General features: G+C 64.4%; 25 protein-coding genes and 1 pseudogene. 13 read left to right on the top strand and 13 right to left on the bottom strand.

Annotated features, from left to right (window positions below):
- The 3 genes from H8B02_RS27435 to H8B02_RS27445 form a co-directional block, all read left to right on the top strand.
- On the top strand, positions 1 to 863 hold an 863-nt coding region (locus H8B02_RS27435; RefSeq protein WP_249795568.1), incomplete at its 5' end, for an amidase family protein.
- 135 nt (positions 864 to 998) lie between these two features.
- Entirely contained in the window at positions 999 to 1,889 is an 891-nt protein-coding gene (locus H8B02_RS27440) for a crotonase/enoyl-CoA hydratase family protein (protein WP_229169103.1), read from the top strand.
- Entirely contained in the window at positions 1,886 to 2,560 is a 675-nt protein-coding gene (locus tag H8B02_RS27445; RefSeq protein WP_229169104.1) for an alpha/beta hydrolase, read from the top strand. The genes H8B02_RS27440 and H8B02_RS27445 overlap by 4 nt, the downstream gene beginning before the upstream one ends.
- Positions 2,561 to 2,646: 86 nt before the next feature.
- Here the strand turns inward: H8B02_RS27445 and H8B02_RS27450 are convergent, their stop codons facing one another.
- The 3 genes from H8B02_RS27450 to H8B02_RS27460 all read right to left on the bottom strand — a co-directional run bounded on the left by H8B02_RS27450 (position 2,647) and on the right by H8B02_RS27460 (position 5,075).
- On the bottom strand, positions 2,647 to 3,621 hold the full coding sequence (locus H8B02_RS27450) for an NADPH:quinone oxidoreductase family protein (RefSeq protein ID WP_229169105.1): 975 nt from the start codon (positions 3,619 to 3,621) through the stop codon (positions 2,647 to 2,649).
- On the bottom strand, positions 3,621 to 4,232 hold the full coding sequence (locus H8B02_RS27455) for a 2-hydroxychromene-2-carboxylate isomerase (RefSeq protein WP_229169106.1): 612 nt from the start codon (positions 4,230 to 4,232) through the stop codon (positions 3,621 to 3,623). The genes H8B02_RS27450 and H8B02_RS27455 overlap by 1 nt, the downstream gene beginning before the upstream one ends.
- Before the next feature lie 138 nt (positions 4,233 to 4,370).
- Complete coding sequence (locus tag H8B02_RS27460) at positions 4,371 to 5,075, bottom strand: glutathione binding-like protein (protein ID WP_229169107.1); 705 nt, start codon at positions 5,073 to 5,075, stop codon at positions 4,371 to 4,373.
- Between the two features lie 99 nt (positions 5,076 to 5,174).
- Here H8B02_RS27460 and H8B02_RS27465 point away from each other — a divergent pair, with 99 nt between their 5' ends.
- Positions 5,175 to 6,197, top strand: a complete 1,023-nt coding sequence (locus H8B02_RS27465) for a methionine synthase (RefSeq protein ID WP_229169108.1) — start codon at positions 5,175 to 5,177, stop codon at positions 6,195 to 6,197.
- A 16-nt stretch (positions 6,198 to 6,213) separates the two neighbouring features.
- Here the strand turns inward: H8B02_RS27465 and H8B02_RS27470 are convergent, their stop codons facing one another.
- From H8B02_RS27470 to H8B02_RS27480, 3 genes are all read right to left on the bottom strand, one after another.
- Positions 6,214 to 6,837: a hypothetical protein gene (locus H8B02_RS27470; protein WP_229169109.1), complete on the bottom strand. Its 624-nt coding sequence runs from the start codon at positions 6,835 to 6,837 to the stop codon at positions 6,214 to 6,216.
- Positions 6,838 to 6,946: 109 nt separating this feature from the next.
- The gene (gene gpt, locus H8B02_RS27475; protein ID WP_092115219.1) at positions 6,947 to 7,474 is read right to left on the bottom strand and encodes a xanthine phosphoribosyltransferase; all 528 of its coding nucleotides are present in this window, start codon (positions 7,472 to 7,474) and stop codon (positions 6,947 to 6,949) included.
- Positions 7,475 to 7,480: 6 nt separating this feature from the next.
- A complete protein-coding gene (locus H8B02_RS27480) occupies positions 7,481 to 8,233 on the bottom strand; it encodes a competence/damage-inducible protein A (RefSeq protein WP_229169110.1) in 753 nt (250 codons plus the stop codon).
- 227 nt (positions 8,234 to 8,460) lie between these two features.
- Here H8B02_RS27480 and H8B02_RS27485 point away from each other — a divergent pair, with 227 nt between their 5' ends.
- From H8B02_RS27485 to H8B02_RS27495, 3 genes are all read left to right on the top strand, one after another.
- Positions 8,461 to 9,879: a circularly permuted type 2 ATP-grasp protein gene (locus H8B02_RS27485; protein ID WP_163161604.1), complete on the top strand. Its 1,419-nt coding sequence runs from the start codon at positions 8,461 to 8,463 to the stop codon at positions 9,877 to 9,879.
- A gap of 8 nt (positions 9,880 to 9,887) precedes the next feature.
- Complete coding sequence (locus H8B02_RS27490; protein ID WP_229169111.1) at positions 9,888 to 10,832, top strand: alpha-E domain-containing protein; 945 nt, start codon at positions 9,888 to 9,890, stop codon at positions 10,830 to 10,832.
- Positions 10,833 to 10,983: 151 nt separating this feature from the next.
- The gene (locus H8B02_RS27495) at positions 10,984 to 11,826 is read left to right on the top strand and encodes a transglutaminase family protein (protein ID WP_229169112.1); all 843 of its coding nucleotides are present in this window, start codon (positions 10,984 to 10,986) and stop codon (positions 11,824 to 11,826) included.
- 89 nt (positions 11,827 to 11,915) lie between these two features.
- On the opposite strand, the gene H8B02_RS27500 is transcribed toward H8B02_RS27495, so the two are convergent.
- From H8B02_RS27500 to pdhA, 3 genes are read right to left on the bottom strand one after another with little or no spacing between them, the layout of a single operon-like run.
- Positions 11,916 to 13,016 carry a dihydrolipoamide acetyltransferase family protein gene (locus H8B02_RS27500; protein ID WP_229169113.1) on the bottom strand — a complete coding sequence of 367 codons (1,101 nt, stop codon included), beginning with the start codon at positions 13,014 to 13,016 and terminating at the stop codon, positions 11,916 to 11,918.
- A 20-nt stretch (positions 13,017 to 13,036) separates the two neighbouring features.
- Entirely contained in the window at positions 13,037 to 14,017 is a 981-nt protein-coding gene (locus H8B02_RS27505) for an alpha-ketoacid dehydrogenase subunit beta (protein WP_229169114.1), read from the bottom strand.
- A complete protein-coding gene (pdhA, locus tag H8B02_RS27510; protein WP_229169115.1) occupies positions 14,010 to 15,107 on the bottom strand; it encodes a pyruvate dehydrogenase (acetyl-transferring) E1 component subunit alpha in 1,098 nt (365 codons plus the stop codon). The genes H8B02_RS27505 and pdhA overlap by 8 nt, the downstream gene beginning before the upstream one ends.
- Before the next feature lie 699 nt (positions 15,108 to 15,806).
- On the opposite strand from pdhA, the gene H8B02_RS27515 reads away from it, so the two are divergent.
- A complete protein-coding gene (locus H8B02_RS27515) occupies positions 15,807 to 16,100 on the top strand; it encodes a GYD domain-containing protein (protein WP_229169116.1) in 294 nt (97 codons plus the stop codon).
- Positions 16,101 to 16,239: 139 nt separating this feature from the next.
- Here H8B02_RS27515 and H8B02_RS27520 read toward each other — a convergent pair whose 3' ends face one another.
- Positions 16,240 to 17,835: an ABC transporter substrate-binding protein gene (locus H8B02_RS27520; RefSeq protein WP_229169117.1), complete on the bottom strand. Its 1,596-nt coding sequence runs from the start codon at positions 17,833 to 17,835 to the stop codon at positions 16,240 to 16,242.
- 297 nt (positions 17,836 to 18,132) lie between these two features.
- On the opposite strand from H8B02_RS27520, the gene H8B02_RS27525 reads away from it, so the two are divergent.
- Positions 18,133 to 18,894, top strand: coding sequence for a proteasome-type protease (locus H8B02_RS27525; protein WP_050406373.1), 762 nt, complete (start codon positions 18,133 to 18,135; stop codon positions 18,892 to 18,894).
- Positions 18,895 to 18,984: 90 nt separating this feature from the next.
- Positions 18,985 to 19,667, top strand: a pseudogene (locus tag H8B02_RS27530) (SDR family oxidoreductase).
- 298 nt (positions 19,668 to 19,965) lie between these two features.
- Here H8B02_RS27530 and H8B02_RS27535 read toward each other — a convergent pair.
- Positions 19,966 to 21,186, bottom strand: a complete 1,221-nt coding sequence (locus tag H8B02_RS27535; RefSeq protein WP_229169118.1) for an MFS transporter — start codon at positions 21,184 to 21,186, stop codon at positions 19,966 to 19,968.
- A gap of 116 nt (positions 21,187 to 21,302) precedes the next feature.
- Here H8B02_RS27535 and H8B02_RS27540 point away from each other — a divergent pair, with 116 nt between their 5' ends.
- Positions 21,303 to 22,559 carry a NupC/NupG family nucleoside CNT transporter gene (locus H8B02_RS27540; protein ID WP_229169119.1) on the top strand — a complete coding sequence of 419 codons (1,257 nt, stop codon included), beginning with the start codon at positions 21,303 to 21,305 and terminating at the stop codon, positions 22,557 to 22,559.
- 235 nt (positions 22,560 to 22,794) lie between these two features.
- Here H8B02_RS27540 and H8B02_RS27545 read toward each other — a convergent pair whose 3' ends face one another.
- A complete protein-coding gene (locus tag H8B02_RS27545; RefSeq protein ID WP_229169120.1) occupies positions 22,795 to 23,373 on the bottom strand; it encodes a cupin domain-containing protein in 579 nt (192 codons plus the stop codon).
- A gap of 106 nt (positions 23,374 to 23,479) precedes the next feature.
- Positions 23,480 to 23,770, bottom strand: coding sequence for an usg protein (locus H8B02_RS27550; protein WP_229169121.1), 291 nt, complete (start codon positions 23,768 to 23,770; stop codon positions 23,480 to 23,482).
- A gap of 393 nt (positions 23,771 to 24,163) precedes the next feature.
- Between H8B02_RS27550 and H8B02_RS27555 the strand changes: the two genes are divergently transcribed.
- Together H8B02_RS27555 and groEL are read left to right on the top strand one after the other, a co-directional pair.
- Positions 24,164 to 24,478: a co-chaperone GroES gene (locus H8B02_RS27555; RefSeq protein ID WP_229169122.1), complete on the top strand. Its 315-nt coding sequence runs from the start codon at positions 24,164 to 24,166 to the stop codon at positions 24,476 to 24,478.
- A 45-nt stretch (positions 24,479 to 24,523) separates the two neighbouring features.
- Positions 24,524 to 25,279: chaperonin GroEL (gene groEL, locus H8B02_RS27560; RefSeq protein ID WP_229169123.1), on the top strand; the 756-nt coding region annotated here is incomplete at its 3' end.

Below are 25,279 nucleotides of genomic sequence, written 5' to 3' on the forward strand. Positions count from 1 at the left end.
GCTCGGTGCGGCTGCCGGCCTCCTGGTGCGGCCTCGTCGCCCTGAAGCCGAGCCTCGGCCGCGTGCCGATCGATCCGCCCTATGTCGGCCGCGTCGCCGGTCCGATGACCCGCACCGTGGACGACGCTGCGCTGATGATGAGCGTGCTGTCGCGTCCCGACCGCCGCGACGGCATGAGCCTGCCGGCGCTCGAGGTGAACTGGAAGGCGCTGGAGAAGTCGCCCCGCAAGCTGCGGATCGGGCTGATGCTCGACGCCGGATCCGGCCAGAAGGTCGAGAAGGAGGTTCGCGAGGTCGCCGTCAAGGCGGCGAAGGCGTTCGAATCCGCAGGCGCCGTCATCACCGAGATCGACGGCATCCTGACGCCGGAGATGCTCGAGGGGCTCGACAATTTCTGGCGTGCGCGGACCTGGGACGAGCTGTCGAAGCTGTCGCAGGCCGACCGCAACAAGACCCTGCCCTACATCCTCAACTGGGCCGAGGCCGGCGCCAAGCTCTCCGGGGTCGACGTGGTGCGCGGCTTCAACATGACGATGGCGATCCGCGCGGCCGCCGCAAAACTGTTCTGCGACGTCGACTACGTGATCTCGCCGGTGTCTCCGGTCGTGAACTTCCCGGCGGAATTCGCAGCACCACTCAACGACCCCGCAAAACCGTTCGAGCACATCTGCTTTACCGTGCCGTGGAATATGTCGGAGAACCCGGCGCTGTCGATCAACGGCGGCTACGACAAGAAGGGCTTTCCGATCGGCGTCCAGATCATCGGTCGCCGCTTCGACGACATCGGCGTGCTCGGCATCGGCAAGGCGTTCGAGGGCCTGCGCGGCCCGCAGAAGCCGTGGCCCACGCCGCCGAAGAAGTAGCGCCTCAACGCAAGTCAGGACGCGCGGAGCCAAACCCGCGCATCCGACTTCTTCACAAGGGATGATTGCCGGGTTAACTGGATGGAGACGCGCGCCAGCGCCGTTCATTCAAGAAACCGAGAGGAAATCATCCCCATGGCGTATGAGACGATCAAGTACGAGGTCGCCGAGCAGATCCTGACCATCACGCTGAACCGGCCCGACAAGCTCAACGCCTTCAACGCCACGATGCAGCAGGAGCTGATCGACGCGTTCGACAAAGCCGACAAGGATGACGACGTCAGGGCCATCATCGTGACCGGTGAAGGCCGCGGCTTCTGCGCCGGCGCCGACCTGTCGTCCGGCGCCAACACCTTCGACCGCGATGCGCGGCGCGGTCCGGTCAAGCGCAATGCCGACGGCAGCGTCGACTACAGCGATCCGCAGGTGCGCGACGGCGGCGGCCAGGTGACGCTGCGTATCTTCAAGTGCCTGAAGCCCGTGATCGCCGCGGTGAACGGCCCCGCGGTCGGCATCGGCGTCACCATGCAGCTTGCGATGGATATCCGCATTGCGTCGGAAGCCGCGCGCTTCGGCTTCGTGTTCTCCCAGCGCGGCATCGTGCCGGAGGCCGCCTCGAGCTGGTTCCTGCCGCGCATCGTCGGCATCTCGCAGGCGCTGGAGTGGTGCTACTCAGGCCGCGTCTTCCCGGCACAGGAAGCGCTCGCGGGTCGGCTTGTCAGCAAGGTGGTGCCGCCAGAGGATCTGCTGCCGACCGCGCGCGCGCTCGCCAAGGAATTCGCGGCCAAGACCGCGCCGGTGTCGGTGGCGCTGATCCGCCAGATGATGTGGCGCATGATGGGCGCCGACGATCCGATGGAGGCGCACAAGGTCGACAGCCGCGGCATCTATGCCCGCGGCCGCTCCGAGGACGTCAAGGAAGGCGTGGTGTCGTTCCTGGAAAAGCGCCCCGCGCAGTTCAAGAACAAGGTGTCGTCGGACATGCCCGACTATTTCCCGTGGTGGCAAGAGCGCGACTATAAGTGAGCGAACGGCGTCCCGCGGCGTCCACACCTGACGGCGTCGTTCTGCTGCACGGCATCAGCAGGACGGCGCGCTCGTTTCGCAGGATGGAGCTGGCGCTCAAGGATGCCGGTTTTGCCACCCTCAATCTCGACTATTACAGCCGGCGCAAAGGGCTCGATGCGCTGGCCGAAGATATCCACCCCTCACTCGATCGCTTCGCGCAGAGCCTCGATGGCTCCGTGCATGTCGTCTGCCATTCGATGGGCGGCCTGCTCGCCCGCGTCTATCTGGCCAGATATCGCCCGGCGCGGCTCGGCCGCGTCGTGATGCTGGGCACGCCGAACGGCGGCAGCGAGATCGCCGACCGCCTGAAACACCTCGCGGCCTATCGCGCTTTTTTCGGTCCGGCCGGCCAGCAGCTCGTCACCCGCCGCGATGCCGCAAGCAGCGCATTGCTGCCAGCGATCGACTATCCCGCCGGCATCGTCGCCGGCAACCGCTCGGTCTATCCGATCACGTCCATGGGCCTGCCGCGTCCGCATGACGGCCGGGTGTCGGTCGCCAACACCAGGCTCGACGGCATGGCCGATCATATCGTGATCCGCACCTCGCATCCCTGGCTGGTGCGCAACCGCGAGGCGATCGCACAGACGATTGTATTTTTGCGGCAAGGCAAATTCGCAAAGCCGTAGCCGTCATTGCGAGGAGTGAAGCGACGAAGCAATCCATATCGCTATACGGTGACTATGGATTGCTTCGCTTCGCTCGCAATGACAAGCTACTGCATCAACAGCGCCACACGCCCGATCGCCTTGCGTTCGATCAGGAGCCGCATCGCTTTCGCGTAGTCTTCCAGCGGCAGCCGGTGTGAGATATTCTGCCGCACCCGGCCCGCCTCAGCCCATTCGCTGAGCACCTTGACCCTGACCTCGCCGAGCGCCGGGTTCTTCCGCACCGCCTCGCCGGCGCGGACGCCGAGCACGCTCGCGCCCTTGATCATCAACAGATTGGTGCGGGCAAGACCGATGCCGCCGGTGAAGCCGACGACGAGAATGCGCGCGCCCCAGTTGATGCAGCGCATCGAGTTCTCGAACACCTCGCCGCCGACGGGATCGAACACCACATCGGCACCGCGGCCGTCGGTGAGACGCTTGACCGCATCGCGGAACGGCTCGCGCGCGTAGAGCACGAGATGATCCGCGCCGCGTGCCTTCGCGATCGCGAGCTTCTCCTCGCTCGAGGCCGCCGCGATCACGGTGGCGCCGAGCAGCTTGCCGATCTCGACCGCGGCAAGCCCGACGCCGCCGCCGGCGCCATGCACCAGCAGCACCTCGCCCGGCTTGATCTGCCCGCGGTCGATCAGCGCGTGATACGCGGTGCCGTGCGCGGCAAGGAAGGTCGCGCCTTCGGCATAGTCGAAGGTCGACGGCACCGGCACGAGCTGCGACGGTGTCGCAACCGTCTCGTCGCAATAGGCACCGAAGCGCATCTTGACGATCACCCTGTCGCCGACGGCGACACCGGCGGCTCCATTGACCTCGACGACATCGCCGGCAGCCTCCGAGCCCGGCGTGAACGGCAGCGGCGGCTTGAGCTGGTACTCGCCGGCGGCCATCAGGATGTCGGGAAAATTGATCCCGGCGGCACGGATCGCGACGCGCACCTGCCCCGGCTGCAAAGGCACCGAGGCAAAATTCTCGAGCTGGAGGCGCTCGGGCGGGCCGAACTCGCGGCAAACGACAGCTTTCGGCATCAGGCGGCTCGCGCCTTGAGGCGGGCCAGCGCCTCGCGGATCAGCGGCAGGCGGTCGTTGCCGAAATACATGTCGGTCTTGTCGAGATAGATCGTGGGCGAGCCGAAACCACCGCGCGCCATCACCTCCTCGGTGTTGGCCTTGAGCTGATCCTTGATCGCCTGGTCGCCGATGCCGGCCAGGAATTGCGCCGGATCGATCCCGAGCTTGGTGCAGATTTCGGTCAGCACCGCATCCTGCGAGATGTCCTTGTCGTCACCCCAATAGGTCTCGAACACCGCACGCGCGAACGGCACCATCTTGTCGTTGCCGAGCCAGATGCAGCCGCGCATCGCCTTGACGCTGTTCACCGGGAATACGGTCGGCGGCATCTTGATCGCAAGGCCGGCCGAGCGCGCCCAGTCGCCGAGATCCTTCTTCATGTAGCGCGCCTTCAGCGGCACCGGCTTCTCGCGCTGCGCGTAGACCGACGGATTGACGGTGTTGAAGATGCCGCCCACCAGGATCGGCCGCCAGCTGATCGGCGCGTCGAACTCCTTCGCGATCGGCTGGATGTTGTGCCAGGCGAGATACGTCCACGGGCTGGAACAGTCGAAGAAGAATTCGATCATTGGCGTTTCCTTTTTTGTGGTTCTCTTACTTTCGTCATTCCGGGGCGCGCCACTTGGCGCGAGCCCGGAATCCATACTTACGATGGCGGTTATGGATTCCGGGTTCGCGTCTTCGTCGCGCCCCGGAATGACACTCAATTATTTCCTCTCCACCAGCTCCTTCGCACGCTGGCCGAACATGTTCTTGCGTGATTCCTCGTCAAACGGCTCCTTGACGAATTTTCCGATCGCAAGGCCCGCCTGCACCTGCGGGCGGGCACGCACGGTGGCGTACCAGCGCTTGATGTTCGGGTAATCGTCGAGGGTAAAGCCCTGCGCCTTGTGGGTCATGGTCCAGGGGAAGCAGGCGATGTCGGCGATCGAATAGTCGTCGCCGGCGATATAGGCGCCGGTCTTGCCGAGCTGGCGGTCGAGCACGCCATAGAGCCGCGCCGTCTCGTCGCGGTAGCGCTCGATCGCGTAGGGAATCTTCTCGGCCGCATAGAGCGCGAAATGGCCGTGCTGGCCGAGCATCGGCCCGAGGCCACCCATCTGCCACATCACCCATTGGATGACGCTCGACCGCGCACGCAGCTCCCTCGACAGGAAGCGGCCGGCCTTGTCGGCGAGGTAGATCAGGATCGCGCCGGTCTCGAACACCGAGAACGGCCCGCCGCCGTCGGCAGGCGCATGGTCGACGATCGCTGGGATGCGGTTGTTCGGGCTGATCGCCAGGAATTCGGGCCGGAACTGCTCGCCGGCGCGGATGTTCACCGGGATCACCTGATAGGGCAGCCCCAGTTCCTCCAGCATGATCGAGATCTTCCAGCCGTTCGGCGTCGGCGCGTAGTGCAGGTCGATCATCGGCGTCCACTTCCCCCTCACAAAGACTTTTGTTGTTCTGTACCTCCACTCTAGGACATGGCACACAGGCGCTCAATCAGAACCCACCGGGAGGCACTCATGCTGTTTCCAACCACGATCGCAGGCTCCCTGCCGAAGCCGGAATGGCTCGCCGAGCCGAACATGCTGTGGGCACCGTGGAAATCCGAAGGCGCCGAACTCGCCCGCGCCAAGCGCGACGCCACGGTGCTTGCGGTCAAGCTGCAGGAGGATGCCGGCGTCGACATCGTCACCGAGGGCGAACAGGCGCGCCAGCACTTCGTGCACGGTTTTCTGGAGCGGATCGAGGGCATCGATTTCGCCCACAAGGTCGAGATGGGCATCCGCAAGGACCGCTACAAAGCCATGGTCCCGCAGGTGGTCGCGCCGCTGCAGCTCAAGGGCCGCGTCCATGAGAGCGAGGCGCGTGCCGCGCGCTCCCACACCAGGAACAGGCTGAAATTCACCCTGCCCGGTCCGATGACGATCATCGACACCATCGCCGACAAATATTACGGCGACCGCGTGAAGATGGCGTTCGCCTTCGCGGAGCTGTTGAATCAGGAAGCCAAGGCATTGCAGGCCGACGGCGTCGACATGATCCAGTTCGACGAGCCCGCCTTCAACGTCTACATGGATGAAGTCCGCGACTGGGGCATCAAGGCGCTGGAGCGCGCCGCCGAAGGCCTGACCTGCGCCACCGCCGTGCACATCTGCTACGGCTACGGCATCAAGGCCAACACCGACTGGAAGCAGACGCTCGGCGGCGAGTGGCGGCAATATGAAGAGACCTTCCCGGTGATCGACAAGAGCACGATCCAGCAGGTCGCGATCGAATGCCGCAACTCGAAGGTGCCGATCGAGCTGCTCGCGGCGCTCCCCGGCAAGATCGTGCAGGCGGGCGTGATCGACGTCGCCAGCGACGAGGTCGAAACCGCGGAGGATGTCGTCAAGGTAATCGAGGCCGTCGCGAAACATGTGCCGAAGGGCAACATCATCGCGACCACCAATTGCGGCATGGCCCCGATGCGGCGGGACATCGCCGAAGCCAAGCTGATCGCGCTCGGCGCCGGCGCGAAACTGGCACGGCAGCGGCTGGCGTAAGGGCCGCGCCGGCGGCTCAGTCCAAAGCAGCCGCCGCGCTCGGATGCAGCACCGGCCGATAGCCGGCCTGAAACGCACGGACGGTCGAGGGCGGCGTCAGCAGCATCGCGGGAGCGGTCACGTCGGCCCGCTCGTAGCCGGCGAACGACCAGCGCAAGGTCGTGCCAATGGCAACGAGGTAGCTCTCGCCGTTCGCCTGCACCATCGCGCCGTCAGGTAGCGCGGCGAGCGGCATCGGCAGTGGATGCAGCCGCTTCTTGCCGCGGTCGAGCCGCTCGGCATGCAGCACCGCATCCATCGCCTTGGCGCTGAGATCGCTGACGCCGTTACCTTGCTCCCACGCGGCACGAAACCGCTTGGCGTCGTCGCGGCGGCAGTAGAAGCAGGGCCGATGCCCGGCCGCGAAGGCGGTCGCTTCATCGAGGAAGAACAGCTCGGTCCAGCTCTGCCGGCTCATCACCTCGCGCCGCCGTCCTCTGAACTCGCAGACGCAGGTGAGCCAGGCCGGGCTCGACCAGCGCTTGTTCAGCAATGCGCGGGTCGCCGGATCGTGGATGATGCCGCGATTGCCGGTGAAGGTGCCGCGATGTTCTGACGCGACGATGTCGCCTGTCGGGGTGACGCGGTTTTGCAGGGGCATATTGCGAGTTCAATTATCCACCACCGTCATTCCAGGATGGTCCGAAGGACCAGACCCGGAATCTCGAGATTCCGGGTTCGATGCTTCGCATCGCCCCGGAATGACGCGTCTACGCCGCCCCGTCGCGGATCGGCGGCTGGAACGACAGCGCGGTGTCCCAGGGAAAGAAGATCCAGGTGTCCTGCGACACCTCGGTGATGTAGGTGTCGACCAGCGGGCGGCCCTTCGGCTTTGCGTAGACGGTGGCGAAATGCGCATCGGGCAGCATCTCGCGCACCAGCTTGCCGGTCTTGCCGGTATCGACGAGGTCGTCGACGATCAGAAGGCCCTTGCCGGTGCCACCGCCGAGCTTGGCGGTCTGCTCCGAAATGCCCTTGAGCACTTTCAGGTCGCCCTGCTTGTCGTGGTCGTAGCTTGCGACGCAGACCGTATCGATCACCCGCAGGCCGAGCTCGCGCGCCACGATCGCCGCCGGCACCAGCCCGCCGCGGGTGATCGCGATCACCGCGTGGAACGGGCCGACCTCGTTGAGACGCCAGGTCAGCGCCCGGCAATCCCGATGGAATTGATCCCACGAGACCGGGAACGGCCTACCGGCCCGATCCTGCGCATTCTGTTCAGAATTTCGTTCAACCATGTCGCCTCAACCCGCCGGCTTCTTCTGCGCGGCCTGCACCTGCTTCAACATCTCCTTCACCGCGGCCATCGCGGCGGCGAGCTTCTCGGGATCACGCGAGCGGACCACCAGATTCGTGTTCGGCTTCTGGTTCTCGTCCTGGAACGGATAGCTGCCGATGATGGTGTCGGGATTGGCTTCCGCGATCGCCCGCAGCGGGCTGCCGATGTCGCCTTCCCGCGCGTCGGCGCGGACCGAGTCCGACAACATCCGCACGCCGGATTTCAGGGTCGGCGCCACGATGTCCATCATCGCCTGCATGATGGTGGGGATGCCGGCCATCACGATGACGTTGCCGAGCTTGAAGCCCGGCGCCAGGATGGTCGCGCTCTGGATCAACTCGGCGCCATCGGGCACCCGGGCCATCCGCAGCCGTGCTTCGTTGAGATCCTGCTCGGTCCAGCGCTCCCTGAACCGCGCCACCACGTCGGGATGATGGTGGATATCGACCCCGAACGCCTTCGCCACGCTGTCGGCGGTGATGTCGTCATGGGTCGGCCCGATGCCGCCGGTGGTGAACACGTAAGTGTACCTATGCCGCAGCGCATCAAGGGCGGAGACGATATCTGCCTCGTCGTCGGCAACGACGCGGACCTCTTTCAGGTCGATGCCGATATTGGTCAGGTATTCGGCGATGAAGCCGATGTTCTTGTCCTTGGTCCGGCCGGACAGGATCTCGTCGCCGATCACCAATATCCCCGCCGTGACGATCTCGCTCATGGTCTCATTTCCTTAAACTTGATCCCCTGACATTGCCGTTCCAATGCCTTGATGTCACGGGGTTTTGCCGCCGAATTAAGCAGACCTCAGCCGGTTTTTCGGGCAGGCCTTCCGCCTCCCCCTTAGCAAATGCCAGAAGCCAATGCATATCGCGCTGGCCCGCCCCTTGCTACCATCCCATCAAGTCATGCACTGTGTCACATGGCTTGGGAGGGCAATCGGGATATATGGCAGTCGCGTTCGATGAGATGAACGGCCTCGGCGAGGATCTCCGCCCGGCCTACCAGGAGCTCTCCCGCTGGCTCAAAGAGACGCCGCCGGATGCGCTCGAGTATCGACGCCAGGAAGCGGAGCTGCTGTTCCGCCGGATCGGCATCACCTTCGCGGTCTACGGCGATTCCGAGGCCCAGGAGCGGCTGATCCCGTTCGACGTCATTCCGCGGATCATGTCGGCGACCGAGTGGACGCTGCTGGAGAAGGGCCTCAAGCAGCGCGTGCTCGCGCTCAACATGTTCCTCAAGGACATCTATCACGGCCGCGACATCCTGCGCGCCAACATCATCCCCGAAGACCTGATCTTCCAGAACCCGGTGTTCCGGCCGGAAATGAACGGCCAGGACGTGCCGCACGACATCTACGTCCACATCGCCGGCATCGACATCATCCGCACCGATCCGGACAACTTCATCGTGCTGGAGGACAATGCGCGCACGCCGTCCGGCGTCTCCTACATGCTGGAAAACCGCGAGATCATGATGCGGTTGTTTCCGGACCTGTTCGCGCGGCACCGTGTCGCGCCGGTGGAGCGTTATCCGGACGAATTGCTGTCGGCGCTGCGGTCGGTGGCGCCGCACAGCGCCTCGGCCGAGCCGACGGTCGCGCTGATGACGCCCGGCGTCTACAACTCGGCCTATTACGAGCACTCCTTCCTGGCCGACAAGCTCGGCATCGAGCTGGTCGAGGGGCGCGACCTCATCGTCAAGAACGACGAGGTGTTCATGCGCACCACCGAGGGGCTGAAGCGGGTCGACGTGATCTACCGCCGCGTCGACGATGACTTCCTCGACCCCCTCACCTTCCGTCCGGATTCCGCACTCGGCGTCCCCGGGCTGATGTCGGCCTACGCGGCCGGCAACATCACGCTCGCCAACGCGGTCGGCACCGGCATCGCCGACGACAAGGCGATCTACTCCTACATGCCCGATATCGTGAAATTCTACCTCAGCGAGGAGCCGATCCTGAAGAACGTGCAGACCTGGCGCTGCCGCGAACCGCAGGATCTGTCCTACGTGCTCGACAACCTCGCCGACCTCGTCGTCAAGGAGGTGCACGGCTCGGGCGGCTACGGCATGCTGATCGGCCCGGCCGCCACCAAGGCGACCATCGAGGCGTTCCGCGACAAGCTCAAGCGCGAGCCGGAGGGGTTCATCGCCCAGCCGACGCTGGCGCTGTCGACCTGCCCGACCTGCACCGACAAGGGCCTGGCACCGCGCCATGTCGACCTCCGCCCGTTCGTGCTGACCGGCTCCAGCCACACCACCATCGTGCCCGGCGGGCTGACCCGCGTCGCGCTGAAGGAAGGCTCGCTCGTGGTCAATTCGAGCCAGGGCGGCGGCACCAAGGACACCTGGATATTGAGCGAGTAGTTGAAAGCATGCTGTCGCGCACCGCCGAAAACCTGTTCTGGCTGGCCCGTTATGTCGAACGCGCCGAGTATCTCGCGCGCACGATCGACGCCACGCTCCGTGTCACCGCATTGCCCGCGGCCTATATCGGCAAGACCAATGAGTGGGATTCCGCGCTGCTCACCGCCGGTGTCGGCGCGGCCTTCTACGACCATTACGAAGAAGCCAACGAGCGCAACGTCGTCGAGTATCTGTCGTTCGCGTCGGAAAATCCCTCCTCGATCAAGAACTGCATCGAGGCCGCGCGGCTCAATTCGCGCTCGGTGCGCACCGCGCTGACGTCGGAGATGTGGGACACCATCAATTCATCGTGGATCGAGTTGCAGGCAGTCTGGAACAAGGGTCCCGCCAACCGCGAGGAGCTGGCGAAATTCCTGCGCTTCGTGCAGGAGACCTCGCTGCGCTTCGACGGCTCGGCCTACCGCACCATGCTGCGCAACGACGCCTACTGGTTCTCGCGGCTCGGCGTGCATCTCGAGCGCGCCGACAACACCGCCCGCATTCTCGACGTCAAGTATCACATGCTGCTGCCCGAGGAGGAGCATGTCGGCGGCCCGCTGGATTACTACCAGTGGACCTCGATCCTGCGCTCGGTGTCGGCGACGACCGCCTATCACTGGGTGTACCGGGAAACCCTGAAGCCCTGGCTGATCGCCGACCTCCTGATCCTCAACGACACGCTGCCGCGGTCGCTTGCCAGCTGCTACAGCAACCTGGTGCGCAATCTGGACCAGATCGGCGTCGCCTATGGCCGCCAGGGCGCCGCCCAGCGCCATGCCCGCGGCATCAGGAATCGGCTCGAGCACAGCCATATGGACGATATCTTCCAGCACGGCGTGCACGAATTCATCCAGGAGTTCCTTGCGGATAATTCGCGGCTGGGTGAGATCGTCGCCAAGCAATATTTGATCTGACCGCGCGGCGGGAAAAGTGCTCAAAATGTCGTCATGACCGGGTTGATCCCGGTCACCCATGTCTTGCTTTCGCGGCCGATTAGGAAGAAAGACGTGAGTGCCCGGGGCATGATGTTCCTGCCCCAGAAGACCGACTGAACCCGGTTGAGCCATGCGCCTGCGGATTGCCCACACCACCACCTATCGCTACGAGCCGGCGGCCTCGGGCGTGATCCAGATTCTGCGGATGACGCCGGGTAGCCATGACGGCCAGTATGTCGCCGATTGGCAGATCGACGTCTCGACCGATTCCCGGCTCGACACCCATGAGGACGCGTTCGGCAACGTCACCCATGTGCTGACGCACGGCGCGATCACCGACCTTACGATCCATTGCGAGGGCCTGGTCGAGACCCAGGACACCGGCGGCGTGCTGAAAGGCACCGACGAGCGGTTTCCCCCGAGCCTGTTCCTGCGTGCCACGCCGCTGACCGACCTCAACCCGGCGATGACGAGTTTCGTGCGCGAGCTGCGCGCGGAGGCCGGCGCCGACGTGCTCGGCTTCCTGCACGCGGTGATGGTGCAGATCTACGAGCACATGACCTTCGACGAAGACCCGACCAACAGTGCCACCTCGGCTTCCGAGGCGTTCGCGTTGAAGCGCGGGGTCTGCCAGGACTACGCGCACATCCTGATCGCCTGCGCGCGCGCCGGCGGCGTTCCGGCGCGGTTCGTCTCCGGCCACTTCCTGCGCTCCGACGGCATGGTCAATCAGCAGGCCGGTCACGCCTGGGCCGAGGCCTTCGTGCCCGACCTCGGCTGGGTCGGCTTCGACGTCGCCAACGGGATCTGCACCACCGACGCCCATGCCCGCGTCGCGATCGGCCTCGACTATCTCGGTGCCGCCCCGGTCCGCGGCACCCGCTATGGCGGTGGCAACGAGACGCTGACGGTCGCGGTCAAGGTCGACCAGGCCGGCCGCCCCGGGCAGTGGCAGAGCCAGACGCAGTCGTAGGCCGAAGACCAGCACCCTACCCGCGCGCCCTCGCTGCCAGCCACCCGGTCGGCGCTATGCGCCGTCGCATCACGGGCGATTGCGTGGAGTCAGGAAATGCGCTCAAGGTCGGATTTGAGGACAACCAGGAAACGGGCCGCTTCGCCGCCCGTCACCACCCGATGGTCGAAGGTGAGCGATAGCGGCAGCGTGCGTCTGACTGCAACCTGCCCCTGATGCGCGACCACGCGCTCCGAAATCCGCCCGGCACCGACGATCGCCGTCTGCGGCGGCACGATGATGAGATTGGCGAAGCGGCCTCCGATCATTCCGAAGTTCGACAGCGTGATCGTCGCACCGCGCAGCTCTTCCGGGGGTATCGCGCGCGCGATTGCGTCGGCGCGCAGGCGATCGAGCCCAGCACGCAGGTCCGATACGCTCCGCTCCGCGACGTTGCGCAGCACGGGAACGATCAGGCCGCTGCCGGTGTCGACAGCGATGCCGAGATCGATGCGCTCGATCAGACGCCGCTCTCCCGAGCCGGAATGATACCAGGCATTGAGCGCGGGCTCTGCTTTGCATGCGGCGGCGATCGCACGCACCAAACGGATTGTCACGTCCTCGCCCTGTCGCCAGTCGTTGATATCGGCTTCATCGGTGACCGTCGCAGGGACGATTTCCGCATGCGCCGCCATCATGCGCTGGGCCATCGCGCGGCGCAGGCCGCGCAGCGGCTCGGCGGGTCCGCCGTGAGACATCCGCTTCGCCGCCCTCTCGACATCGGCCCGCGTGATGGTGCCGCCGGGCCCCGTCGCCTCGACGAGATCGAGCGCGACGTCAAGCTTGCGCGCGAGGGCGCGCACCGCCGGAAACGCCTGAGCTGCCTCCCCACTGGGCGGCGTCGAAGGAGTGGCTGCCGCCGGCTGTTGCTCGCCGGTGCCGAGCTCACCCACAATCGTACCGGTGTCCTCCCCGGCGCCTTCGGCAAACTCCACGAGCGGCGCGCCAACCTTCACGATATCGCCCTTGGCACCGAACAGGCGCGCGATGCGTCCGCTCGACGGCGCCGGTATCTCGACCACCGCCTTGTCGGTCTCGACCGAAACAAGCGGCTGGTCGGTCACGACGTGGTCGCCCTCGTTGACGTACCAGGTGACGATCTCTGCTTCTTCAAGACCTTCACCAAGGTCCGGCAACGTGAACTGGCGCATGGGACGAGGTCCGCTGGTGTTCAGTTGTACTGACACGCCTTTCGGGCTGCGGTCACGATGCGTCTGACCGACGGCATGTAGCGTTGCTCAAGGCGGGCCATCGGGATGATCGCGTCGTAGCCGGTGACGCGGGTCACGGGTGCGAGCAGCGCGGATAGTCCGCGCTCGGCGATCAGGGCTGCGATCTCCGCGCCAAATCCGCCGGTGTGCGCCGCCTCGTGCACGATGACACAGCGCCCGGTCTTTGCGACCGAACCGAGCACGGTGTTTTCATCGTAGGGCTTGAGCGTGGCGAGGTCGACGACCTCGGCAGCGATGCCCTCGTCGGCTAGCGTGTCTGCTGCGGCCATCGTTTCCTTCAACATCGCGCCCCAGCTGATCAGCGTGACGTCGCGACCTTCCCTCAGGATAAAGGCGACATCAAGCGGCAAGGCTTCGCCGTTGTCCTCCACCTCGCCTTTCACCGCGCGGTACAGCCGCGTCGGCTCCAGGAACACCACCGGATCTGGATCGCGGATCGCGGCGAGGAGAAGTCCATAGGCGCGCTCCGGCGACGAAGGGATCACGACACGCAAGCCCGGAATGTGGGCGAGCATCGCCTCGGTACTTTCGGAATGATGCTCGGGCGCGCGAATGCCGGCACCATGCGGCGTGCGTAGAACCATCGGACAGGTGAGCCGTCCCTGGGTTCGGTTGCGCATCCGTGATGCGTGGTTCACCAGCTGATCGAGACAGGGATAAATGAATCCCATGAACTGGATTTCGCCGACGGGCTTCAGTCCCTGCGCGGCCATGCCGACGCAGAGCCCGCTGATCAGGAGTTCGGCAAGCGGCGTATCGAGGACGCGCTCCGCACCGAAGCGCCTTTGCAAGCCCGCCGTCGCGCGGAACACGCCGCCATTGACGCCAACGTCTTCGCCCAGCACGACCACATCGTGATCCTCCGTCATCGCGCGGCCGAGCGCCAGATTGATGGCCTCGACCAACGTCACCTCAGGCATCGCTCTCTCCCGCGAGTTCGTGGCGTTGCGCCGCATACGGCTCGGGCAGATCGGCATAGAGGTGGTCAAACATGGTCTCGGGTCGGCGCGGCGCCGTTGTCAAATAGCGTTCGACCGCCGCCTCAATGCGCTCATGGCACTCGGCGGCAAGCTGCTCCTCCTCCGCCTTGGTCCACATTTTCTGGCTCACAAGATAGGACCTGAGGCGCGCAATCGGCTCTTCCTTCCAATGGGCCTGGACGTCTTCGGCGGAACGATAGCGCAACGCATCGTCGGAGGTGGTGTGATCGCCGAGCCGGTAGGTAACCGCTTCGATGAAGCGAGGGCCTTTGCCGTCTCGGGCAGCAGCAATGGCGTCCTCCGCTGCCGCCCGCATCGCCACCACGTCATTTCCGTCGACCTGCTCGCCGGTGAACCCTGCGGCAATCGCCTTCTGCGCCAGCGTTTCGGATCCGGTCTGCAGCCGCAACGGTACCGATATGGCCCATTGATTGTTGGTGGCAACGAAGACGGCCGGCAATTTGTGCACGCCGGCAAAATTCATCGCTTCGTAGACATCGCCTTTCGAGGTGGCGCCGTCGCCGAACAGGCAGACGGCCACGCGCGGCTGCTTGCGCAGCGTGAAGGCATAGGCCACGCCGGCGGCATGCGGCGCCTGAGATCCGACGGGAACGCAGAACGGGAAATCATGGACGGGCCCGGAGAATTGATTGCCCCGTTCGTCGCCGCCCCAGAACAGCAGGATTTGCTCTAGTCTGACACCGCGCCAGAGCAGCGCGCCATTGTCGCGATAGGACGGCAGCAGAACGTCTTCTTCCCGCATCGCACTCGCAATCCCGACCGACACCGCCTCCTGGCCGAGCGAAACGGCGTAGGTTCCGAGCCGGCCGGTGCGTTGCAACGCAACAGCCTTTCGGTCGAACAGGCGCAGAAGCACCATGGACCGGTACAGCTCGACGAGCAGCTTGGCATCGGTGGCGAAGGCGGGAAGCGGCCGGTTTGTCGAGCCGTCCGGCGCGAGGTAGTTGCGGCGGCGCACCTCAAAGCGCGCAATGACGGGGAGCTCTTCGCTTGCTCTTTTGCTGGCCACGCTCTCGCTCCTGGAGCGGTTCTGCGTCCCACGTTCTGCTATTTGGTGTTCGAGCCGCGACGATGCAATACCGGAGCAGCTTCGCTATTGGCACCTGCGTCGGCGGCCGGATCGCTGGGATCGATCGATGAGATCCATGGAAACGGCGCCGCAATAGCAGTATATGAGAGCATGGCAAATGGTCAGGTTGTTCTCGTAACGACTGAGCCGTTGGACGGAGGCCCGCCTGTTCGCTCGGTCTTCTTCGTGGCTGAAGGAGATGCGGCAAGGGCCACGGCAATTATTGCGGAAATGATGGCCCCGAATGAAAGGGTCGAAGCGTGGGGACCGCTTCCCGAAGCGGCTGTCAAAGCGCTCGGATTGAGACCGGGTGACTACACTCACACCTGATTTGCACCGGATGGCAGCCCTGCACGCGAAGGCTTTCTGCGGCCCTCATGCGCCGCGTTTGCGATCACAACGCGGGGAGCCCTCTTTCTCCAGCAAACGACATAGCGTAATCTGTGCCGAGCTGCCCTTTGAGACGGGACGGGCCGACGTCTCCGTTTGACGGAACGGGCAGCGGTCAGGCCGTCGGCAGGCATCTCAGTCTGAAAGCAGCGCCTGCCTTATGTGGCGCTCCCTCAACTTCAACATGAAGCAAGTTGGCCTGCCGCGCGCGCGGCAGACAAGGGAAATGCATAACCCTTGGAGGACGACATGGCGACATTCATAGTGAGGATCGACTGGACCGACCAGGGAATTCGTAACGTCAGGGACGCTCCCAAGCGCAGCCGAGCGGCGAGAGAACTCGCCAAGACGCTCGGTGTCGAAATCAAGGAGGTCTATCTCACCTCCGGCGAGCATGACATCCTTCTCCTCGCCGAAGCGCCTCTCGGCGACCACATCACAAAGCTGGCGCTTGCCCTCAGTTCGCAGGGAAACATACGGACCTGCACCTCACGGGCGTGGCCCGAAGCCGAGTGGACCAAGCTGATATCCGAGCTTCCGTAGCGGCTTCGGATGTCCCGATGGATCTCGGCGCGGCCTGACTTACGGGTGCCGTCGCTATTCTGGCACCCGGCGATCGGCGCGAGCGCTCCGCGTGTGCGCAGGGCGACGGCGCACGTCGTCGCCAGCGGGGCAGCACGCACTATTTGTCCAGCCAGACGTCCTCGAAACGCAGATTGTTGTACTGGCTGTTGTCGTGCGGACGAAAGTTCTTCACGTAGGGCTGCCAGCAATTGCCGGCCGATGAGTGCAGGATGACCGGCCGCGCCGCGTCGTCGACCAGCAGGCGCTCGATGTCGAACACGATTGTCCGGCGCTTGTCCTTGTCGACCTCGCGCGACTGCGCGGCGAGCAGTCTGTCGACCTCGGCATTGCAATACTGGGTGTAATTGCGCTCCGAGTTGCAGGAATAGTTCTCGACCAGATTGCCGTCGGGATCGTCGACGCTGACGCCGGTGACATTGAGGCCGATCGTGTAATCCTTGCGTTGCAGCCGCGAGTACCAGCGCGGCGTGTCCAGGATATCGAGCTCGGCCACGATGTAGATCTTCTTGAGCTGGTCGGCGAGGATCACCGCCGGATCGCGATAGGTCGGCAGATTGCGGGTCTGGATCTTGATCGACAGCGGCTTGGCGTCGCTGTAGCCGAGCTTCTGCATGATCGCCTGCGCGTCCGCGAGGTTCTTCTCGGTATCCGCGCCGTAGCCCATCAGCGTCGACAATATCTCCGGCGGCACGCCCCACTCGCCTTCCGGCTTGGCCTGCATCGCGCCGCCGAGCCGGCCGGTGCCTTCGAACAGGATGCTGTTGAAGGCGTTGCGATCGAGCGCCAGCGACATCGCCTTGCGGATCTCCGGATTGTCGAACGGCGGATTGACCCGGTTGACCAAGAGATTGATCTGCAGATTGGTCGACGTCATCTCGCAGATCGCGTTCGGCGCCCGCGCCTTGACGTCCTTCATCAGGGGAATGCTGACGTCCGACGGAAAGGTGATGTCATAGTCGCCGGTCGCGAACGCCAGCATGCGCGTGGCGCGACTGTCGATCGAGCGCACCGTGATCTCGTCGAGATACGGCCGGTCCTTCTTGAAGTAATCGGGATTGCGGACGAGGCGGATCGAATCCCCGCGGCGGAACTCGACGAACTTGAACGGCCCGGTGCCGATTGGCTTGGTGCGCATCACCTGCTGCGGTACGTGGCACGGATAGACCACCGAGAAGGCGCTGGCGAGCAGCGCCAGCAAGCCAGGCTGCGGCTCGCTCAGGTCGAAGGTCGCTTCATCGTCGCCATTGATGCTGACGTCCCTGAGTTTCGAATACCAGACCTTGCGCGGGTTGCGCTTGAAGTCCTGGGTCTCGCTCTTGCCGATCAGCATCCGCCAGGTGCATTGCACGTCCTTGGCCGTGAACGGCTGGCCGTCGTGCCACTTCACGCCGTGGTGCAGCTTGAAGGTGAGCTTCGTGTTGGTCTGGTCCCACGACCAGCTCTCGGCGAGATCGGGAATCACGGTGTCGATGCTTTCGTGCACCTTGGCCGGATCGAACACCACGAGGTTGTTGAAGACCGCCGCGAACGGCATCACCGAGGCGATGGTGGACTCTTCGAGCAGCGAGGTCGAGGGCGGATTGTCGTTGTGATAGAGCCGGAGCGTGCCGCCCTTCTTCTGCGCCGATGCAGGGCTCGCAGCCATCACTGCTGCGCCCAATGCCATGATGCACGTGGCCAGTTTGAACGACATTCTCGCCTCCCGGAATTTCTTGTTGTTGTCGGTTGTGGGCAGTCGACCACAACGCCAGGTGCCCCGCAATGACACGGGAGCGCAGATCATTGCCGGCTGCGTGCAACGCAGAACGAGGCCTTGGCGCGGACCGGGATTCTCAGGCGGCCAACGGTCGAAAAGGGCCTCGTGCGGACCGTCGCCGGCCCCTCTCGACCGGCCACCTGATGTCCCGTCACGGGGAATTAGGGTTGGATGCGACCTCGAAATTGGCTACACGTTTGGCGCCGAGAAACTCGGACCGTTTGAGGACTGCAAATGACCTATTGCTGCGGAATTCTGGTGCGCGACGGCCTCGTCATGATCGCCGATACCCGCACCAATGCCGGCCTCGACAACGTCTCGACCTTCCGCAAGCTGCACATCTTCGAAAAGCCCGGCGACCGCATCATGGCGATCGCCAGCGCCGGGAATCTGGCGATCAGCCAGTCGGTGCTGTCGACCCTGACCGAGGGCATGGAAGATCCGCACACCGGCGAGCTCGAGACGCTGATGAACGCGCCGACCATGTTCCAGGCGGCGCAGCGGATCGGCCGCGCCATCCGGTCGGTGCACGCCACCGAGGGCGATGCGCTGCGTTCCGAAGATATCTCCTTCGACGTCTCATTCCTGTTCGGCGGCCAGATCAAGGGCTCGCGGATGCGCCTGTTCATGGTCTACACCGCCGGCAACTTCATCGAATGCACCACCGACACGCCGTATTTGCAGATCGGCGAGCACAAATACGGCAAGCCGGTGCTCGACCGTGCCATGCATTACGACGTCGAGCTCTACGAGGCGTTGAAGACCGGGCTGATCTCGATGGATTCGACGATGCGCTCCAATCTCGGCGTCGGCCTGCCGATCGACGTGCTGGTGGTGCGCACTGACGCCTGCGAGGCGGACCTCAACCACCGCATCGAGGCCGGCGAGCCCTATTTCCACGACCTGCGCTCGCGCTGGTCGGCAGCGCTGCGCGCGGCGCACCAGAACATTCCACGCCCACCCTACAAGAACGAAACCGAAGCAAAAACCAAGTAAGAGGAAACTCGGATGACCGAAGCAACCAGCAAGATCGCGCTCGTGACCGGCGCCGGCACCGGTGTCGGACGTGCAGCATCGCTCGCTTTGATGGACAAGGGCTATACCGTGGTGCTCGCCGGGCGCCGCATCGAAATGCTGGAAGAGACCGCCAAGCTCGGTCCCGCCGGCAAGAGCCTGTGCGTCTCGGCCGACATGGCCAACCCGGCCGCGATCGCCGCGCTGTTCGACAAGGTGAAGGCGACCTACGGCCGGCTCGACGTGCTCTTCAACAATGCCGGCATGGGCGCGCCGCCGGTCAATTTCGAGGATCTGCCGCTCGAGCAGTGGCAGGCCGTGGTCAACACCAACCTCACCGCGCCGTTCCTGTGCACCCAGCATGCCTTCCGCATCATGAAGGACCAGAAGCCGCGCGCGGCCGCATCATCAACAACGGCTCGATCTCGGCGCACGCGCCGCGGCCGTTCTCGGCGGCCTACACCTCGACCAAGCACGCCATCACCGGCCTCACCAAAGCCTCCAACCTCGACGGCCGCATGTATGACATCGCGGTCGGCCAGGTCGATATCGGCAATGCCGCGACCCCGATGACCGACCGCATGGTCAACGGTCCCGGCGTGCTGCAGCCGGACGGCACCACCAAGCACGAGCCGCGCATGGACGCCAAGGCGGTCGGCGATGCCGTCGCCTACATGGCCGGCCTGCCGCTCGACGCCAACGTGCTGTTCATGACGGTCATGGCGACCAAGATGCCGTTCGTCGGCCGGGGCTGATCTTCTTCTCCCTGCTTTCGGCAGGACTATCACGTTGGGATGGCCGGGCTTGTCCCGGCCATGCCGTTTCCAAGGCCCACCGCCAAAATATCGAAAACAACCCCATGCAAAGTAGCCGGCAGCTACCCGGCGTTCGACACCGCAACTTGACACGTCGGGCAAATCAGCGATATTTTTCCATTATTCCGAAATTATGTACCGTCATTGCGGGCGAAGCGAAGCAATCCATCGATCCCCGCGGGGAAAGATGGATTGCTTCGTCGCTTCGCTCCTCGCAATGACGGCTGGGGATAGCCCCCTACTCCAGCTTCTCGACATTCCGCAGCGTCGGGAACAGCTTCATCCAGAGCAGCGCGACCGCGACTGTCGCGACGCCGCCGAGCACGGCTGACGGCACGGCGCCGAGCAGCGCCGCGGTGACGCCGCTCTCGAACTGGCCGAGCTGGTTGGAGGCGTTGATGAACAGGAAGTTCACCGCGCCGACGCGGCCGCGCATCTCGTCGGGGGTGGCGAGCTGCACCAGCGAGAAGCGGATCACGACGCTGATCGTATCGGCGGCGCCGAGCACCGCGAGCGCCAGCGCCGACAGCCATATCCAGTGCGACAGCGCGAACACCACCGTCGCGACGCCGAACACGATCACCGACTGGAACATGCGCATGCCGACGCGGCGGTTGATGGTGTGCCGCGCCAGCACCATCGTCATCAAGAGCGCACCGACCGCGGGCGCGGCGCGCAGGATGCCGAGGCCGAGCGGGCCGGTCTGCAGGATGTCGCGCGCATAGATCGGCAACAGCGCCGTGACGCCGCCGAACAGCACCGCGAACAGATCGAGCGAGATGGTACCGAGGATCGCCGGATTGCTGCGCACGAAGGTGACGCCGGCATACAGGTCGTCCGATGCGCCATCCTTTGCCGCCGCCTGCCGCAGCCGGCCGATGCCGCCGGTCAGCAGCGCGCCGAACAGCCAGAACACCATCATCACGGCATATGGCGCGCTCGGCATCAGCGCATAGGCGAAGCCGCCGAGCGCGGGTCCGGTGATGGTCGCGACCTGCGCCGCGCCGCTCGAGATTGCGGTCGCCCGCTGCAGCGAGCCTTGCGGCGCGATCAGCGGCAACAGCGCCGCGGTTGCCGGGCTTTCGAATGCACCGGCGATCCCGAGCACGAAGGTCGCAGCGAAGATCTGGATTTCGGAGATGGTGCCGGCAAAAGTGCTTCCGGCGAGAAACAATGCGGTCAGCGCTTCCGCGACCTGGCAGGCCTGCACCACGCGCTTGCGCTCGAAGCGGTCGGCAGCGTGACCCGCGACGAACACCAAGAGCGCCGTCGGCAGGAACTGCACCAGTCCGACCATGCCGAGGTCGAATGCGCTGCCGGTCAGATCATAGATCTGCCAGCCGATCGCCACCGCGCCGATCTGGCTGGAGAAGCGCGACAGGCTGCGCGACGACAGAAAAAACAGGAACGGTCTGTGGCCGAGCAGATCGCGGGCGCCGGCCGATGTGACGGAGGACATGGATGATGGCGTGACCGAGCACCTGCAACTTGTCAATGGCGGGAAAGAGAACGCGCAACAGCATTGCGCTGCGCGAGGCCCCTGCCCATAATCGCACGAGGGTTCTTGGGGGCATGATGCTGCAGTTGCAATCGGCGTTCGGCGTGGTGGCGTTGCTTCTGATCGCCTGGGCGTTGAGCGAGAATCACCTGAAGGTGTCGCTGCGGCAGGCGGCGATCGGGCTCATCGTCACGATCGTCACCGCGCTGGTGCTGATCAAGGTGCCGCTGGTGACGCAGGCGTTCGGCGCGATCAACGATGCCGTCGGCACCATCGCCGCCGCGACGCGCGCCGGCACCGCCTTCGTGTTCGGTTACGTCGGCGGCGGCCCGGCGCCGTTCGATCCCAAGGCGCCCGGCTCGGATTTCATCCTGGCATTTCAGGCACTGCCGATCGTGCTGGTCATGAGCGTGCTGACCACGTTGTTGTTCTATTGGCGCGTGCTGCCGCCGGTCGTGCGCGGAATGGCCTGGATCCTGGAGCGCACGCTCGGCGTCGGCGGCGCGGTCGGGCTCTCGACCGCGGCCAACATCTTCCTCGGCATGGTCGAAGCTCCACTGTTCATCCGCCCTTATCTGGCGCAGCTCACCCGCAGCGAATTGTTTCTGGTGATGACCGGCGGCATGGCCGGGATCGCCGGCACGGTGCTGGTGCTCTATGCCACGCTGCTGGCGCCGCTGATCCCCGATGCGGCCGCGCATTTCGTCATCGCCTCGGTGCTCGGCGCGCCGGCCGCAATTTTGGTCAGCCTGATCATGGTGCCGGAGACAACAGACAAACGCACCGGCGGATCGCTCGACGATCCCGACGTGCAGGTGTCGTCGACGATGGACGCCATAGTGAAGGGCACCGCCGCCGGGCTCGAGCTCCTGATGAACATCATCGCGATGCTGCTGGTGCTGGTCGCGCTGGTGTATCTGGCGAACGCCATCATCGGCCTGCTGCCGGAGATCGGCGGCGCCAGGATCTCGTTGCAGCGGTTGCTTGGCTACGTCATGGCGCCGGTGTGCTGGCTGATGGGCCTGCCGTGGCCGCAGGCGATCACGGCCGGAAGCCTGATGGGCACCAAGACCGTGCTGAACGAGCTGATCGCCTATGTCGATTTGTCGAAGCTCGGCCCAGACGCGCTCGATCCGCGCTCGCGCCTGATCATGCTCTACGCGATGTGCGGTTTCGCCAACTTCGCGAGCCTCGGCATCATGATCGGCGGCCTCGGCATCATGGCGCCCGGGCGGCGCGACGAAATCAACGCGCTCGGACTGAAGTCGATCGTCTCGGGCACGCTGACGACCTGCCTGATGGGAGCGATCGTGGGGATGCTGACGCAGCCGTAGCCCGGATGGAGCGGAGCGCAATCTGGGGCGGTCCGACTGCGGGCGCGAATCCCGGATTTCGCTTCGCTCCATCCGGGCTACAAAGCTGATGCGAATTTACCTGCGTCATTCCGGGGCGGCGCGCAGCGCCGAACCCGGAATCCATCAAGCAAGCCAGGTGGAGAAATGGATTCCGGGCTCGCGCTGCGCGCGCCCTCAGGTGCGCAATTGCGCAGCGGGGAATGACGACGGTTTGCTACGCCTTCAACTCCACCGTCTTGAACTCGGCCGGCAGGATCACCTCCAGCAGTTCGACGTCGTCGGAGTAGTCCAGGATCATGTGCCGGATGCGTGGCGGCTGGGTCCAGGCGCTGCCCTCTTTCATCAGCGTCTCGCCCTCGCCTTCCATGTAGGTCTTCACCCAGCCCTTGAGCACATAGACCATCTGGAACTCGACGTCGTGGAAGTGCAGCTTCGACACCTCGTCCGGATTGCACGGTCCCTGCAGCCGGATGACATGCGCCTGCGCGAGGCCATGGGATGCTGCGGCAATACCGAGGTCGCGGTACTTGGCATAGGCGCGCAGCCCGTCGGCCTTGAAATCCTCTTCGCGGTGATGGCTGATGGCGACGCGCTGCTTCGGCCGCGCCTTGCTTGCTGCCTTGGTTACTGCCTTGGGCGCGCTCTTCTTGGCCGCGGTGACGCGCCCCTTGGACTTGATCGTCTTGCGCGCGGACGATTTCGCGGACGATTTCTTGGTGCCGGCGCCAAGCCCCGACCATTTCTTCTTCACCGCGGTCTTGGCTGCGGATCTCGATGCCGTCTTCTTGGCCATTGTTCGCCTCCCGTCTTTTTGTGACGGGCGAGGCTAACACAAGTCGCGCCGCGCAAGGTGGGCAAAGGCGCAAGCCGCGCCTCGCTTCCCTTGCCCCCTTTGCGGATCAATGCAGCCGGAACACGCCGTCGACGGCGTGCAGTTCGGCCGGCTTGACCAGCTTGGAATGCGCCACCGTCACCGAGAACAGCGGGCCCTCGAGCTTCTGCTGCCAGAAGGCGAGGAAATCCTGCAGCGCCGGAAATTTCGGAAACAGGTCGTAGTTCTGCCAGACATAGGTCTGCAGCAACGAGGGGTGGTCCGGCATCCGATACAGGATTTGCGCCGTCGTCAGCCCATACCCCAGCAACTGCTTCCGGAAATCGTCGGAAACAACCCCACCAACTCGCGAGACCATGCCAACCTCCTGTGACGGAGCGCATTCACATGGTGGCCGACCTTCCCCGCCGGACCACCGGCAATGGATGCGCTCACATGAGAGAAATGTGACGCACGCGACTAACCCATCTCAAGCCTAAATGTTTAATAGGTTGTTGAAATTTCTTGCGTTAGCAGCACCTTACCGCATCTGCTAATAGCCCCGGTGGCCCGCTGGGCGGCATTAAGGATGCCGAAATGATCTTGGCATCCTTCTGGCAGCCGTCATTCGCGAGTGCCAATTTTTCTGCTAGAGGCTCTTGCCCGCCGCCAAGGCTTGGCCTATCTCCTGCCCAGCCAGTCTGGCACTCGCTGGGCTGGACTGCTAACACTCCAAAAATCAACAGCATCCGCAAATATTTAGGAGGACTGCATGAAATTCCGTCCGCTTCACGACCGCGTCGTGGTCAAGCGTATCGACGCCGAAGAGAAGTCTGCTGGCGGCATCATCATTCCGGACAGCGCCAAGGAAAAGCCCTCCCAGGGCGAAATCACCGCCGTTGGTCCGGGCGGCCGCGACGAAGCTGGCAAGCTGATCCCGATCGACCTCAAGGTCGGCGACCGCGTCCTGTTCGGCAAGTGGTCCGGCACCGAGGTCAAGATCGACGGTGAAGACCTGCTGATCATGAAGGAAAGCGACATCATGGGCGTGCTCGACGTCCCCGCTTCCAAGAAGAAGGCGGCCTAAGCGCCTCTTCCCCTCCCAGGTTAAATCTCTCAAGGAAAAACCCAGATGGCAGCTAAAGAAGTCAAATTCTCCGTTGATGCGCGCGACAAGATGCTGCGCGGCGTCGACATCCTCGCCAACGCGGTGAAGGTCACCCTCGGCCCCAAGGGCCGCAACGTCGTGCTCGAAAAGTCGTTCGGCGCTCCCCGCATCACCAAGGACGGCGTCACCGTCGCCAAGGAGATCGAGCTTGAGGACAAGTTCGAGAACATGGGCGCCCAGATGGTGCGCGAAGTCGCCTCCAAGTCCGCTGACGCGGCCGGCGACGGCACCACCACCGCGACCGTGCTCGCCCAGGCGATCGTGCGCGAAGGCGCCAAGTCGGTCGCGGCCGGCATGAACCCGATGGACCTGAAGCGCGGTATCGACCTCGCGGTCGAAGCCGTCGTTGCCGACCTCCAGAAGAACTCGAAGAAGGTCACCTCGAACGAGGAGATCGCCCAGGTCGGCACCATTTCGGCCAACGGCGATGCCGAGATCGGCAAGTTCCTCGCCGACGCCATGAAGAAGGTCGGCAATGAGGGCGTGATCACGGTCGAGGAAGCCAAGTCGCTCGAGACCGAACTCGACGTCGTCGAGGGCATGCAGTTCGACCGCGGCTACATCTCGCCCTACTTCGTCACCAACGCCGACAAGATGCGCGTTGAGATGGACGACGCCTACATCCTCATCAACGAGAAGAAGCTCTCCTCGCTGAACGAACTGCTGCCGCTGCTCGAGGCCGTGGTGCAGACCGGCAAGCCGCTGGTGATCGTCGCTGAA

Source organism: Bradyrhizobium altum, assembly GCF_020889705.1.
Classification (GTDB): Bacteria; Pseudomonadota; Alphaproteobacteria; order Rhizobiales; family Xanthobacteraceae; genus Bradyrhizobium; species Bradyrhizobium altum.